General features: G+C 71.5%; 9 protein-coding genes. 4 read left to right on the forward strand and 5 right to left on the reverse strand.

All coding sequences use genetic code 11. The features are described 5' to 3' along the window. The first annotated feature begins 139 nt into the window (after positions 1-139). The 3 genes from gltB to ACZ5ON_RS01530 all read left to right on the forward strand — a co-directional run bounded on the left by gltB (position 140) and on the right by ACZ5ON_RS01530 (position 8,074). Positions 140-4,750, forward strand: coding sequence for a glutamate synthase large subunit (gene gltB, locus ACZ5ON_RS01520; RefSeq protein ID WP_465583406.1), 4,611 nt, complete (start codon positions 140-142; stop codon positions 4,748-4,750). Further along, on the forward strand, positions 4,743-6,272 hold the full coding sequence (locus tag ACZ5ON_RS01525) for a glutamate synthase subunit beta (RefSeq protein WP_465583409.1): 1,530 nt from the start codon (positions 4,743-4,745) through the stop codon (positions 6,270-6,272). The genes gltB and ACZ5ON_RS01525 overlap by 8 nt, the downstream gene beginning before the upstream one ends. A 344-nt stretch (positions 6,273-6,616) precedes the next feature. Further along, positions 6,617-8,074: an aldehyde dehydrogenase family protein gene (locus ACZ5ON_RS01530; RefSeq protein WP_465583412.1), complete on the forward strand. Its 1,458-nt coding sequence runs from the start codon at positions 6,617-6,619 to the stop codon at positions 8,072-8,074. A 36-nt stretch (positions 8,075-8,110) separates the two neighbouring features. On the opposite strand, the gene ACZ5ON_RS01535 is transcribed toward ACZ5ON_RS01530, so the two are convergent. The 3 genes from ACZ5ON_RS01535 to ACZ5ON_RS01545 form a co-directional block, all read right to left on the reverse strand. Beyond that, positions 8,111-8,776, reverse strand: coding sequence for a rhomboid-like protein (locus tag ACZ5ON_RS01535; protein WP_465583415.1), 666 nt, complete (start codon positions 8,774-8,776; stop codon positions 8,111-8,113). A gap of 99 nt (positions 8,777-8,875) precedes the next feature. After that, positions 8,876-9,373 (reverse strand): adenosine-specific kinase, encoded by a 498-nt coding sequence (locus ACZ5ON_RS01540; protein ID WP_465583418.1) that lies wholly within the window; start codon positions 9,371-9,373, stop codon positions 8,876-8,878. Positions 9,374-9,479: 106 nt separating this feature from the next. Next, on the reverse strand, positions 9,480-9,830 hold the full coding sequence (locus tag ACZ5ON_RS01545) for a hypothetical protein (protein ID WP_465583421.1): 351 nt from the start codon (positions 9,828-9,830) through the stop codon (positions 9,480-9,482). Positions 9,831-10,057: 227 nt separating this feature from the next. Between ACZ5ON_RS01545 and ACZ5ON_RS01550 the strand changes: the two genes are divergently transcribed. After that, the gene (locus ACZ5ON_RS01550; protein ID WP_465583424.1) at positions 10,058-11,632 is read left to right on the forward strand and encodes a purple acid phosphatase family protein; all 1,575 of its coding nucleotides are present in this window, start codon (positions 10,058-10,060) and stop codon (positions 11,630-11,632) included. A 9-nt stretch (positions 11,633-11,641) separates the two neighbouring features. On the opposite strand, the gene ACZ5ON_RS01555 is transcribed toward ACZ5ON_RS01550, so the two are convergent. Beyond that, complete coding sequence (locus tag ACZ5ON_RS01555; RefSeq protein WP_465583431.1) at positions 11,642-13,387, reverse strand: translocation/assembly module TamB domain-containing protein; 1,746 nt, start codon at positions 13,385-13,387, stop codon at positions 11,642-11,644. Between the two features lie 56 nt (positions 13,388-13,443). Next, positions 13,444-13,959: a GNAT family N-acetyltransferase gene (locus ACZ5ON_RS01560; protein WP_465583434.1), complete on the reverse strand. Its 516-nt coding sequence runs from the start codon at positions 13,957-13,959 to the stop codon at positions 13,444-13,446. Positions 13,960-14,114: the final 155 nt, after the last annotated feature.

Here is a 14,114-nt window from a genome sequence, read left to right on the forward strand (position 1 = left end):
CTTCTGTCCGCGATGTGGACGCCGTATTCCACTTCTCGGGACCTTCAGCATTATGTAACCTGCACGACATCGCATCAGGGCCAACGTCGTCCCTATTGCACTCAGCAACTTGCCAATGACGACGACGACGGGAGAGCCGATGCTGCCTGCATCCACGCACTCCGCCAACGAGCCCGGGCAGGTCAGCCGCCCGTACGCGCTCGTTCCGGATGCGCGCCCCAAGGCCCAGGGTCTGTACGACCCGCGCAACGAGCACGACGCCTGCGGCGTCGGCTTCGTCGCCACGCTGACCGGCACCGCCGACCACACGATCGTCGAGCAGGCGCTGACCGTACTGCGCAACCTGGAGCACCGGGGTGCCACCGGCGCCGAGCCGGACTCCGGTGACGGTGCGGGCATTCTGACCCAGATCCCGGACGCCTTCCTGCGCTCCAAGGTCTCCTTCGAGCTTCCCGCCGCCGGCTCGTACGCCGTCGGCATCGCCTTCCTCCCGGACGAGGACGAGGCCGACCTCGCCGCCGTCGCGAAGATCCAGGCCATCGCGACCGAGGAGGGCCTCACCGTCCTCGGCTGGCGCGGTGTCCCGGTCGCCCCCGACCTGCTGGGCGCCACTGCGCGCAGCGTGATGCCGCGGTTCAGGCAGCTGTTCGTCAGCCACGGCGAGAAGACCGGGATCGAGCTGGACCGGGTCGCCTTCGTGCTGCGCAAGCGGGCCGAGCGCGAGGCCGGGGTGTACTTCCCCTCACTGTCGGCGCGCACCATCGTCTACAAGGGCATGCTGACCACCGGCCAGCTGGAGCCGTTCTTCCCCGACCTGTCGGACCGGCTCTACGCCTCCGCGATCGGTCTGGTGCACTCGCGGTTCTCCACCAACACCTTCCCGAGCTGGCCGCTCGCCCACCCGTACCGCTTCGTCGCGCACAACGGCGAGATCAACACGGTCAAGGGCAACCGCAACTGGATGACGGCCCGCGAGTCCCAGCTCGCCACCGACCTCATTCAGGGCGACCTGAGCCGGATCTTCCCGATCTGCACCCCCGACCACTCCGACTCGGCGTCCTTCGACGAGGTCCTGGAGCTGCTGCACCTCGGCGGGCGTTCGCTGCCGCACTCGGTGCTGATGATGATCCCGGAGGCGTGGGAGAACCACGCCACCATGAGCCCGGCTCGACGCGCCTTCTACCAGTACCACTCCAACCTGATGGAGCCCTGGGACGGCCCGGCCTGCGTCACCTTCACCGACGGCACCCAGATCGGCGCGGTCCTGGACCGCAACGGCCTGCGCCCCGCCCGGTACTGGGTCACCGAGGACGGCCTGGTCGTGCTCTCCTCCGAGGTCGGCGTGCTGGACGTCGCGCCCACGACGGTGGTCAGGAAGGGCCGGCTGCAGCCCGGCCGGATGTTCCTGATCGACACGGCCGAGGGCCGGATCGTCGAGGACGAGGAGATCAAGTCGGCGCTCGCCGCCGAGCACCCCTACGAGGAGTGGGTCGCCGCCGGGCAGATCCAGCTCGCCAAGCTGCCCGAGCGCGAGCACATCCACCACACCCACGCCTCGGTGACGCGCCGCCAGCAGACCTTCGGCTACACCGAGGAGGAACTGCGGGTCATCCTGGCGCCGATGGCCAGGACCGGCGCCGAGGCGCTCGGTTCGATGGGCACCGACTCGCCGATCGCCGCGCTCTCCGAGAAGCCGCGCCTGCTGTTCGACTACTTCGTCCAGCTGTTCGCGCAGGTCACCAACCCGCCGCTGGACGCCATCCGCGAGGAACTGGTCACCTCGCTGCTGAGCAACCTCGGCCCCGAGGGCAACCTGCTCGACGCCAGCCCGTCGCACTGCCGCTCGGTCGGCATCACCTTCCCGGTGATCGACAACGACGAGCTGGCCAAGCTCATCCACATCAACGCCGACGGCGACCAGCCGGGCCTGAAGGCCGTCACCCTGTCGGGCCTGTACCGGGTCGCCAGCGGCGGCGAGGGCCTGGCCGGACGGCTCGCCGAGATCGCGGCCGAGGCGGACGCGGCGATCGCCGACGGTGCGCGGATCATCGTCCTCTCCGACCGGCACTCGGACGCCGAGCACGCGCCGATCCCCTCGCTGCTGCTCACCTCGGCCGTCCACCACCACCTGATCCGCACCAAGCAGCGCACCCAGGTCTCGCTGGTCGTCGAGGCCGGTGACGTCCGCGAGGTGCACCACGTGGCACTGCTGGTCGGCTACGGCGCCGGCGCGGTCAACCCGTACCTGGCGATGGAGTCGGTCGAGGACCTGGTCGCCCAGGGCACGTTCGTCAACGAGCACGGCACCGACGGTGTCGAGCCGCAGAAGGCCATCAGGAACCTGATCAAGGCGCTCGGCAAGGGCGTGCTCAAGGTCATGTCGAAGATGGGCATCTCGACGGTCGCCTCCTACCGCGGCGCCCAGGTGTTCGAGGTGATCGGCCTCTCCCAGGAGCTGGTGGACACCTACTTCGCGGGCACCACCACCAAGCTCGGCGGCATCGGGCTGGACGAGATCGCCAAGGAGGTGGCCGCCCGGCACGTCAAGGCGTACCCGGCCTCCGGGATCTCCGCCGCGCACCGCGCACTGGAGATCGGTGGCGAGTACCAGTGGCGCCGCGAGGGCGAGCCGCACCTGTTCGACCCGGACACCGTCTTCCGGCTGCAGCACTCGACCCGCTCGCGCCGGTACGACATCTTCAAGCAGTACACCGGCCGGGTGAACGAGCAGTCCGAGCGGCTGATGACCCTGCGCGGCCTGTTCGAGCTGGATGCGCTCGGCCGTACGCCGGTGCCGATCGACGAGGTCGAGCCGGTCTCGGAGATCGTCAAGCGCTTCTCCACCGGCGCCATGTCGTACGGCTCCATCTCGCGTGAGGCGCACGAGACGCTGGCGATCGCGATGAACCGTCTCGGCGGCAAGTCCAACACCGGTGAGGGCGGCGAGGACCCGGACCGGCTGTACGACCCGGAGCGCCGCTCGGCGATCAAGCAGGTGGCCTCCGGCCGGTTCGGCGTCACCAGCGAGTACCTGGTCAACGCGGACGACATCCAGATCAAGATGGCGCAGGGCGCCAAGCCCGGTGAGGGCGGCCAGCTGCCCGGCCACAAGGTCTACCCGTGGGTCGCCAAGACCCGGCACTCCACCCCGGGTGTGGGCCTGATCTCGCCGCCGCCGCACCACGACATCTACTCCATCGAGGACCTGGCCCAGCTGATCCACGACCTCAAGAACGCCAACCCGGACGCCCGCATCCATGTGAAGCTGGTCTCCGAGGTCGGTGTCGGCACGGTCGCCGCCGGTGTCTCCAAGGCACACGCGGACGTGGTGCTGGTCTCCGGCCACGACGGCGGTACCGGCGCCTCGCCGCTGACCTCGCTGAAGCACGCGGGCGGCCCCTGGGAGCTCGGCCTCGCCGAGACCCAGCAGACCCTGCTGCTCAACGGCCTGCGCGACCGGATCGTGGTGCAGACCGACGGCCAGCTGAAGACCGGCCGCGACGTGGTGATCGCCGCGCTGCTCGGCGCCGAGGAGTTCGGCTTCGCGACCGCGCCGCTGGTGGTCTCCGGCTGCATCATGATGCGGGTCTGCCACCTGGACACCTGCCCGGTCGGCGTGGCCACCCAGAACCCGGTGCTGCGCGAGCGCTTCTCCGGCAAGCCCGAATTCGTGGTCAACTTCTTCGAGTTCATCGCCGAGGAGGTCCGCGAGATCCTCGCCGAGCTGGGCTTCCGCTCGATCGAGGAGGCCGTCGGTCACGCCGAGCACATCGACGCCACCGCCGCGATCGACCACTGGAAGGCCGCCGGGCTCGACCTGGCCCCGCTGTTCCACGTCCCCGAGCTGCCCGAGGGTGCGGCCCGGCACCGCACCACCGACCAGGACCACGCGCTGGACAAGGCCCTGGACAACGAGCTGATCGAGCTGGCCGAGGACGCCTTGGAGCGCGGCGACGCGGTCCGCATCCAGCTGCCGATCCGCAACGTCAACCGCACGGTCGGCACCATGCTCGGCCACCAGGTGACCAAGCGGTACAAGGGCGAGGGTCTGCCGGAGGGGACGATCGACGTCACCTTCACCGGCTCGGCCGGGCAGTCCTTCGGGGCCTTCGTGCCCAAGGGCATCACACTGCGGCTGGAGGGCGACGCCAACGACTACGTCGGAAAGGGTCTCTCGGGCGGTGTGGTGATCGTCCGCCCGGCCCGCGAGGCCGCCGCGATCGGCAACGACGCCCAGCACCACGTGATCGCCGGCAACACCATCGGCTACGGCGCCACCAGCGGCCGGATCCACCTTCGCGGCAAGGCCGGCGAGCGGTTCGCCGTCCGCAACTCCGGTGCCACCCTGGTGGTCGAGGGCGTGGGCGACCACGGCCTGGAGTACATGACCGGCGGCCGGGTCGTCATCCTCGGCGAGACCGGGCGCAACCTGGCCGCGGGCATGTCCGGCGGTACCGCGTACGTCCTCGACCTGCGCCCGGCCAACGTCAACGGCGGCATGGTCGGTATCGAGGCCCCGGACGCGGCGGACCGCGACTGGCTGCGCGAGACCGTGCAGCAGCACTACGAGGAGACCGGCTCGACCGTCGCCGCCGAGCTCCTGGCTGACTGGGGCAGCGGGGTCTCCCGCTTCTCCAAGATCATGCCGACCGACTACAAGGCTGTGCTCGCCGCCAAGGACGCCGCTGAGCGCGATGGACTCTCCGAGTCCGAGACCACTCGCAAGATGATGGAGGCGGCACATGGCTGACCCCAAGGGCTTCCTGACCACGCCCAAGCAGCTGGCGGAGCGGCGCCCGGTCGACGTCCGGATCCGGGACTGGAACGAGGTCTACGTCGAGCGCAGCCTGCTGCCGATCATCACCAAGCAGGCCGGCCGCTGCATGGACTGCGGCATCCCGTTCTGCCACAACGGCTGCCCGTTGGGGAACCTGATCCCCGAGTGGAACGACCTCGCCTGGCGGGACGACTGGAAGGGCGCGATCGAGCGGCTGCACGCCACCAACAACTTCCCGGAGTTCACCGGCCGGCTGTGCCCGGCCCCGTGCGAGTCGGCGTGCGTGCTGGGGATCAACCAGGACGCGGTGACCATCAAGAACGTCGAGGTCACCATCATCGACAAGGCCTGGGACCGGGGCGGGGTCACCCCGCAGGTGCCCGAGCGCCTCTCCGGCAAGACGGTCGCGGTGGTCGGCTCGGGACCGGCGGGACTCGCCGCCGCCCAGCAGCTTACCCGGGCCGGGCACACCGTGGTGGTGTACGAGCGCGCGGACCGGATCGGCGGTCTGCTGCGTTACGGCATCCCCGAGTTCAAGATGGAGAAGCGCCACATCAACCGCCGGATCGAGCAGATGCGCGCGGAGGGCACTCGGTTCCGCACCGGGGTGCACGTCGGCGAGGACGTCACCGGCCAGCAGCTGCGCGAGCGCTTCGACGCGGTGGTGCTGGCCGCCGGTGCCACCACCGCTCGTGACCTGCCCGTTCCCGGACGGGAGTTGAAGGGCATCCACCAGGCGATGGAGTACCTGCCGCTGGCCAACAAGGTGCAGGAGGGCGACTTCGTCGAGTCGCCGATCAGCGCCAAGGGCAAGCACGTGGTGGTCATCGGCGGCGGCGACACCGGCGCGGACTGCGTGGGCACCGCCCACCGCCAGGGCGCGGCCTCGGTCACCCAGCTGGAGATCATGCCGCGGCCGGGCGACGAGCGCCCCGAGCACCAGCCCTGGCCGACCATGCCGATGACCTACAAGGTCACCTCGGCGCACGAGGAGACCACCTACCTCCTGCAGGCCAGGAACGGTGGTCGTGCGGCAGAGGGACCCTCCTTGCCGAAGGCGGGCGAGGAGGGACGGGTCTACGCGGTCAGCACCACCCGCTTCACCGGGGACGCGGACGGCAACGTGGCCGAACTCCACCTGGTCGAGGTCGAGTTCAAGGACGGCCGGCTCACACCCGTCCCGGGCACCGAGCGGTCGATCCCGGCGCAGCTGGTCACCCTGGCCATGGGCTTCACCGGCACGGACGTGAAGAACGGCCTGGTCGAGCAGCTGGGCGTGGAGCTGGACGCACGAGGTAATATCGCCCGTGATGGGAAGTTCGGCACCAACGTGGACGGCGTGTACGTCTGCGGTGACGCCGGTCGCGGACAGTCGCTGATCGTCTGGGCCATCGCCGAGGGCCGTTCCGCGGCCGCTGCGGTGGACGGGTACCTGGGCGGCAAGACCCCGCTGCCCGCTCCGATCCGGCCGACCGATCGCCCGCTCGTCGTCTGACAACGTGGTCCGACGATGTGACCCGACAACGGTGGGTGGTCCGACAACCCTCTCATGAACCGCCGGGCATCTTCCCGCCCGGCTGCACCACCCGCCCGCCCGTCAGCGCCGCCGGGCACAGCGGTTCAGACGGCACCTGCCCTCTCCCCGACCAGTTGGGGGCAGGTGCCGTTGCGCTCTTCCGGCCCGGGCGTGCGCTGCTGGGCTCTTCCGGCCCGGGCGTGCGCTGAGCCGCTCTTCCGGCCCGGGCGGGTACTGTTCCGCTTTTCCGGCCGCCGGAGTTGGCCCGACAGTAAGATGACGATCAGTCAGTTCTAATGCTGAGAACCCGAAAAGGGGATCGGATGTCCTACTTCTCCGAACTGTCGCAGCAGTACGTCGACGGCCGGTGGCAGGCCGGCAGCGGTTCGTGGGACATCGTCGATCTGAACCCCTACGACGGTGAGGAGCTGGCCTCCTTCACCGTCGCCACGGTCGCCCAGGTCGACGAGGCGTACCGGGCCGCCGAGCGGGCGCAGCGGGAGTGGAGCCGGCTCAACCCGTACAGCAGGCGGCTGGTGTTCGAGCGGGCGCTGCGGGTCATCGAGGATCGCGAGCAGGAGATCACCGAGGCGATCGTCGCCGAGCTCGGCGGCACCCGGCTCAAGGCGGCGTTCGAGCTGTCGCTCTCCAAGGACATGCTGCGCGAGTGCATGCAGCTGTCGCTGCGCGCGGAGGGGCGGATCCTGCCGTCGCCGGTGGACGGCAAGGAGAACCGGCTGTACCGGCTGCCGGTGGGTGTGATCGGCGTGATCAGCCCGTTCAACTTCCCGTTCTTCCTCTCGCTCAAGGCCGTCGCGCCCGCGCTCGCCCTCGGCAACGGTGTGGTCCTCAAGCCGCACCAGGAGGCCCCGGTCACCGGCGGCACCCTGGTCGCGAAGGTCTTCGAGGAGGCCGGGCTGCCGGGCGGGCTGCTGAACGTGCTGCTCACCGACATCGCGGAGATCGGCGACGCCTTCCTGGAGCACCCCGTGCCCAAGGTGATCGCCTTCACCGGCTCGGAACAGGTGGGACGGCACGTCGCCCGGGTGGCGGCGGGCCACTTCAAGCGGACGGTGCTGGAGCTCGGCGGCAACAGCGCGCTGATCGTGCTGGACGACGCGGACCTCGACTACGCCGTGGACGCCGCGGTGTTCAGCCGCTTCGCGCACCAGGGCCAGGTCTGCATGGCGGCGAACCGGGTGCTGGTCGACCGGAGCGTGGCGGCGGAGTTCACCGAGCGGTTCGTCGCCAAGGTCCGTACCCTGCGGGTCGGGGACCCGGCGGATCCGGCGACCCAGCTCGGTCCGCTGATCAACAGCGCCCAGGCGGAGGCGATCAGCGCACAGGTGGACGAGGCGGTCGCGGAAGGCGCGACGGTCCTGCTGCGGGGCGGCGTGACCGGGACGCTGATGGAGCCGGTGGTGCTGACGGACGTCCCGGCCGAGTCGGAGATCCTGCGGCGGGAGCTGTTCGGGCCCGTGGTCGTGCTGGTGCCCTTCGACGGCGAGGAGGAGGCGATCCGGATCGCCAACGCCACGCCGTTCGGTCTGAGCGGTGCGGTGCACACCGGTGACGTCGAGCGCGGGGTGCGGGTGGCCAAGCGGATCGAGACCGGCATGGTCCACGTCAATGACGGGACCATCCACGACGAGGCCATCGTGCCGTTCGGCGGCGAGAAGAGCTCGGGCGTCGGGCGGTTGAACGGGGAGGCAACGGTCGAGGCGTTCACCACGGTGAAGTGGATCTCGATCCAGCACGGGCGGAGCCGGTTCCCGTTCTGACGGAGCCTTCGGCGGCCGGGTGGCGGTGCCGCGGCGCTAGGCGGTGCGCGGCCGGCGCAGCCAGGGTGAGCGGGAGGCCAGGACGCCGATGCCGAGGGCGATCAGGTGGCCGGCATCGGCGAGTTCCTGGTCGAGTGCCCAGGCGGCCGCCAGCAGCACGGCGAGGGCCGGCAGCCCGTAGCGCCGCAGCCGGGCGGGGCCGAGGGCGAGCAGGAAGCCGCCGGTGGCGACCAGGCCGTAGCTGATGCCGACGTCCCGGGCGCGGGAGAGCGCGCCCGGGATGCCGGTGCTGAGCATCACCCACATCGCACCCTCGGTGAGCAGGGTGGCGCCCAGGTGCCCGAGGAGGAAGACCACGGCGGTGCGGGCGGCTCCCCAGCGCCACTCGGCCAGGCCGACCACGACGGCCACCGCCGCGATGCCGGCCCAGGCGGGTACGCCGTCCACCACAAGACCGCTGGTGAACAGCGTCCACCACTTGCCGACCTCCATGTGGTGCACGTTGCTGCTGTTGTGCCGGACGAACCGGGCCCGCCCGGCCCTGCTCTGGCCGGCGAGCCACCAGGCCATCGCGGTCAGCAGCAGCACGTACACCGTCGTCAGCGGGAGGCGGGTGAGTACCCGGAGGACCGGGCCGTTGGACGGCACCCGCCGTACCGCGCCGGGGCGGCTGCTGGTACTCGTCCCGCCGCGATCTCTCATCGTGCCTGTCGTCCTTGACTTCCGTTCGGACCCTGCCGGGCCGCTGCCGGACCCCGGCAGCATCGTCAGCCTATGACGCGCGGTGGGCGTTCCCGGTTCTCAGAGTTTGTAGCCGATGCGGCGCAGCAGCCCGTGCCGGTCGGCGGCGTCGGCGTCGGTCTCGACGCCGACCGGCGGTACTCCGTCGATGACGCCGATGACGCCGCGGCCCCGCTCGGTGGCCGCGAGCAGGACGTCGACGGGGTTGGCTGTCGCACAGAAGATGCCGCAGACCTCGGGCACGGCCTTGACGGAGTTGAGGACGTTGACCGGGTAGCCCTCGCGGAGCATGATCACGAAGGAGTGCCCGGCGCCGATCGCCCGGGCCCCGGTGACCGCCAGCCGTACCAGGTCGTCGTCGTTGCCAGACCTGCGGACCAGGCAGGCGCCGGAGGCCTCGCAGAAGGCGATGCCGAAGCGGAGGTGCGGGCTCACCCCGACCAGTGCCTCGTGCAGGTCCTCCACGGTCTTGATGAAATGCGCCTGACCGACGATCACATTGACGTCGTCCGGTTTCTCGATGTGCACCACATCGAAGGACAATCCGGCAACGGCCACCGGGGCACCTCCCGCACTCGCTCTGCACTCGGACGATTGACGGCATGCCGATCATGGCGAGGCCGGGGTGCCGCGTCCAGGTGGCGCGCTCAGAGGCGGGCGAGGGTCACCGGATCCGCCGGATGCACCAGCCGAGGCCGGCCGCGACGGTGAGCACCCCGCACCAGGCCCAGGCGGCGGCCCGGTACGCCAGGTCGGCCGACCGGTACCAAGCCTCGCCCGCCCAGCCGAGGACCAGGTACCAGGCGATGCCGAACGGCATGGCCATCCAGAACCACGACGGCGGCGCGAACTCGCCCGGCCGCCGGGAGCCTTCGCGCGCCCACCGCCGGCAGCGCTCGGCGCCCTCGCGGCGCCACCGGGCGCACCGGCGGGCGCCCGCCTCGGCCTGCCGGGTGCGGGTCTCGACGAAGCGGGCGCGCCACTGGCCGCGCCGGGTGCTGCCGGAGTACGGCATCCTGCCTCCCACCGAGCCGGCCCGTTCGTCCGGCCTCGGCGCCAGGCCAGGTCAGCATCGTTCGGCGCCGCCGGTCAACGGGGCTCGCCGCGCACCAGGCCGACGGAGCCGTCCGGCGGCCGGGACGCCTCCCGGGAGCGGCCGAGCGCTCCCGCGCCCTGGACGCGGGAGCTGTTCACGTCGGGGATCCGGCGGTGTTCACCTTCCGGGCAGCAGGCTGACCGGTCATGAGTTCAGTGAAGAGTGTCAGCCGGCGTGGTCTTCTGGCGGGTGCCACCGGGGTCGGCCTTGGTGGTGCGGTGGCGCTCGGCGGTGGGACGGCGGCCGCCGAGCCCGCCGCGCCGAGCCCGCTGCTGTGGTCGCGGCCGGGGCGGCTGGGCGCGCCCCGGGTGTCCGGACTGCACCTGCAGTTCGGGTCGGACGCCTCCCGGGAGGTGGTGGTCTCCTGGCACACCACGGCCTCGGTGGCCCGCCCCAGGGTGCTCCTCGGTACGGCGCACGGCGGCTTCGGCCGGACCGAGCACGCCCGGACCACCACCTACCGGGACGCCAAGTCGGGTACCGAGGTGCAGGTCCACCACGCCAGGATCGGCGGGCTGCAGCCGGACACCGACTACGTCTACGCGGCGCTGCACGACGGCGCGGCACCGGAGCTGGGCACGGTGCGGACCGCACCGCGCGGCCGGGGCGCCTTCACCTTCACCAGCTTCGGGGACCAGGGCACGCCGACGCTGGGCCGGCAGACCGCAGGCGGCTGGGTCAACGACAACCTCGGCAGCCCGGCGGCCGGTGACACCACGGCCGGCGTCGAGCGGATCGCGCCGCTGTTCCACCTGGTCAACGGCGACCTCTGCTACGCCAACCTGTCAGGCGACCGGGTGCGCACCTGGTCGGACTGGTTCGAGAACAACTGCCGTTCCGCCCGCCACCGTCCGTGGATGCCCGCCGCCGGGAACCACGAGAACGAGCTCGGCAACGGCCCGATCGGGTACGGCGCCTACCAGGCGTACTTCAGCCTCCCCGAGGCCGGCGCGGACGAGCAGCTGCGCGGCCTGTGGTACGCGTTCACCGCCGGCTCGGTCCGGGTGATCAGCCTCAACAACGACGACGTCGCCTACCAGGACGGCGGCAACTCCTATGTGCACGGCTACTCCGGCGGAGCCCAGCAGCGCTGGCTGGAAGCCCAGTTGGCGGCGGCGAACGCGGACCCGCAGATCGACTGGATCGTGGTCTGCATGCACCAGGTGGTGATCTCCACGGCCGACAAGTTCAACGGCGCCGACCTCGGGATCCGGGAGACCTGGGTACCGCTGTTCGACAAGTACGGAGTGGACCTGGTGGTCTGCGGCCACGAGCACCACTACGAGCGCTCCCACCCGATCCGGGGTCAGCAGCCCACCGACACCCGCACCCCGATCCCGGTCGCCACCGGCACCGAGGTGATCGACACCAGCAAGGGCACCGTCCACATGGTGATCGGCGGCGGCGGCACCTCGGCGCCCTCCAACCAGCTGCTCTACAGCCCAGCCCGCTGCCGGGTGATCACCGGGGTCGGCCCGGTGGACTCCGCCACCGGCAAGCGGCCGCCGAAGTACGTGATCGAGGACGCCCCCTGGTCCGCCTTCCGCGACGCCGACCACTCCTACGGCTTCGCCGCCTTCGAGGTCGACCCCGGCGCCCGGGGCGGCAACACCTCGATCGCCGTCACGTACTACGCGGTCACCGGGCCGTACGGCGACCTGCTGCCGGTGGACCGGTTCCGGCTCACCCGCCCGCGCGGCCGGAGCGGGCACCGGGTGTAGCCGGCCGCGTCAGTTGCGGTTGAAGGTCCGGGTGGCGGCCGCGGCGATGGCGATACCCAGGGTCCACCCCAGGACGGTCAGCACCACGGTGACCACCGCGGGGACGCCGTGGTACTGCCAGGCGTCCGACTGGCCGAAGCGGACCACCGGGATCAGATGGTCGGCGGCGTACAGCACCGGGTTGAAGGTCGCGGCGCTGTCCGGACTGACGTGCTGCGGGTGCACCCGGCTGAAGTAGACGCTGCTCGCCACCAGCAGGCCGATCGCCCAGCAGAACGCCCGCAGCGGGCGGTAGCCGTAGCCGACCAGCAGGTCCAGCAGGTAGCCGGGGAGGCGGCGCGGGAAGGAGAGTTCGGCCCGTACCGCGCGCTGCCTGGCCAGCAGGACGGTCCTGGCCTCGCCGTCGTTGCCCAGCGAGCGGTAGTAGGCGGCCAGCTGCTCGTACGGCTGGGCGCGGAAACCGCCGGTCAGGGTTGGGTCGGAGCGGCGGACCTGGCGCCTGATCACGTCCAGCCGGTCCGCCGCGTCGGCGTACCGGCTGAACGGCCCGTAGGTGAAGCCGTCCAGGTTCAGCCGGCTCGGCCAGGAGTCGGCCGTGTCGCTGATGCCGCCCGCGGCGGACGCCGCGTACAGGGTGAGCAGGGCCTCGGGAGAGTCCATGCCCTCCAGGTCGAGGTGGCCGGTGATGCGGGCACCGGTCAGCCGGATCTCGCCATCGGTGTGGAACTCCTTGCCCAGGTGGAGGCTGCCCGCGACCCGCATCCGGTTGGCGCGCAGGGCCGGCCCGCCCGGGGTCGGGGTGAGCTGGGCGCCGCTGAAGGTCAGCCCGCTGCCGAAGTTCGCGCCCGGCAGGCGCACCGTGCCGATCGCCGTGAAGGGCTGCTTGCCCGCTTCGGTCTCGTGCGGCTTGAAGAAGGAGTAGCTGGCCACGGTGAGCGAGTCGCCGTGCAGCGCGGAGTGGCCGCGGCCGTCCAGCCGGGCGCCGGTCAGGTACAGCGAACTGCCGATGTGCGCACCGGGGATCCGCAGCGCTCCCTCGGTCCGCAGCCGCTGGGCCAGCAGGCTGCGCCCGACCCGCATACCACCGGCGTTGAGCGACTCGCCGGCGGCCCTCCGGTCGACCAGCTCGGCGTCGATGAGGTTCACCCGGCCGTCGATCTGCGCGTTGATCAGGCTGAACGAGCCCTCCACCTTGGCCTTCTCGGCGAGCAGGCTCCCCTCGACACGGATGCCGTCGGCGCGGACGGTGCGCGCGTCCTTCTCGCCCTCGCTCTCACCGGCGCCGGCCCCGGTGATACGGGTGCCGCTGAGGTCCAGGGTGCCGCGCACCTGCGCGCCGGCCGCGCTGAGCGTGGTGAGACGGGATCCGCTCAGGTCGATCGACTCCGTGAGAGCGCCGTCGAACACGACCGGCCCGTCGAACCGGCAGCCCTGGAGCAGCAGCAGCGGCGAGACCTGCCCGTGGTCGAAGCGCAGCCCGCCGGAGATCCGCGCCCCGGCGAGCCGCACCGCCGCCGCCGCCCCCGCCACGGTCGGGCAGGCGCCCAGCAGCAGCGCCGCGATCACCTCACCGCGCACGGACCGCTCGGCCGGCCACCCGTCGGCCCCGGCCGGATCGTCCGCGCCGAAGTCGCCGGTACGCAGATCGACCAGCTCGCCGTGCGGGAAGGCCCGCCAGAGCCGGCGTTCGGTCGCGGTGAGCCGGCCGAGCCGGCTGGGTATCGCGGAGCTGCTGGGAACTGGCGTACGGCGCATGGCGGTTATCTTGCCGCACCCGGGACACCGCGTGCGCCCTGTCGGGAGACGGGCCGTCAGCTCGGGACGGTGAGCAGGAAGGACTCCAGCTCGCTCTGGTACCAGCGGTCGGTACGGCCCAGCGGGGTCATGCCGAGGCGGCGGCAGACGGCCTGGGAACGGTGGTTGTCCGGGTGGGTCACCGCGTAGATCCCGGCCAGCCCGTCGGCGAAGCCCTTGGCCACGGCCGCGCGGGCGGCCTCGGTGGCGAAGCCGTTGCCCCAGGAGTCCGGGTGGAAGTGCCAGCCGACCTCCACCTCGCCGTCGCCGTCCGGGAACGGCACCAGCAGGACCGAACCCGCCACCACGCCGGTGTCCCGCCGCTCCACCGCCCAGACCCCGTACCGGGGATCCATCGATCGCCCCTGGAACCGCTCGATCAGGGCGTCCGCGTCCGCGAGTTGCGCCATCGTGCGGGTGCGGCCGATCCAACGGGTCACCTCGGTACGGGAGTACAGATCGAAGGCCCGCTCCCGGTCCTCGGCGCGCCACTGGCGCACCGTCAGGCGGTCGGTGGTGAGCACGACGGACATCGGTGGAGCCTCCCGGTCGTTCCCGCAGCAGAAATGATCCGACATCAGGCTGGTGCCGACGGTGGCGGCTCGCGCCGGATGGCGGCAGCCAAAGCGCGTCGAACGGAGCCCCGCCGTGCGTGCCGGGAACGCGATCCGCGGACGCCCCGGTAGAG

The organism is Kitasatospora sp. NPDC032150, assembly GCF_055579945.1.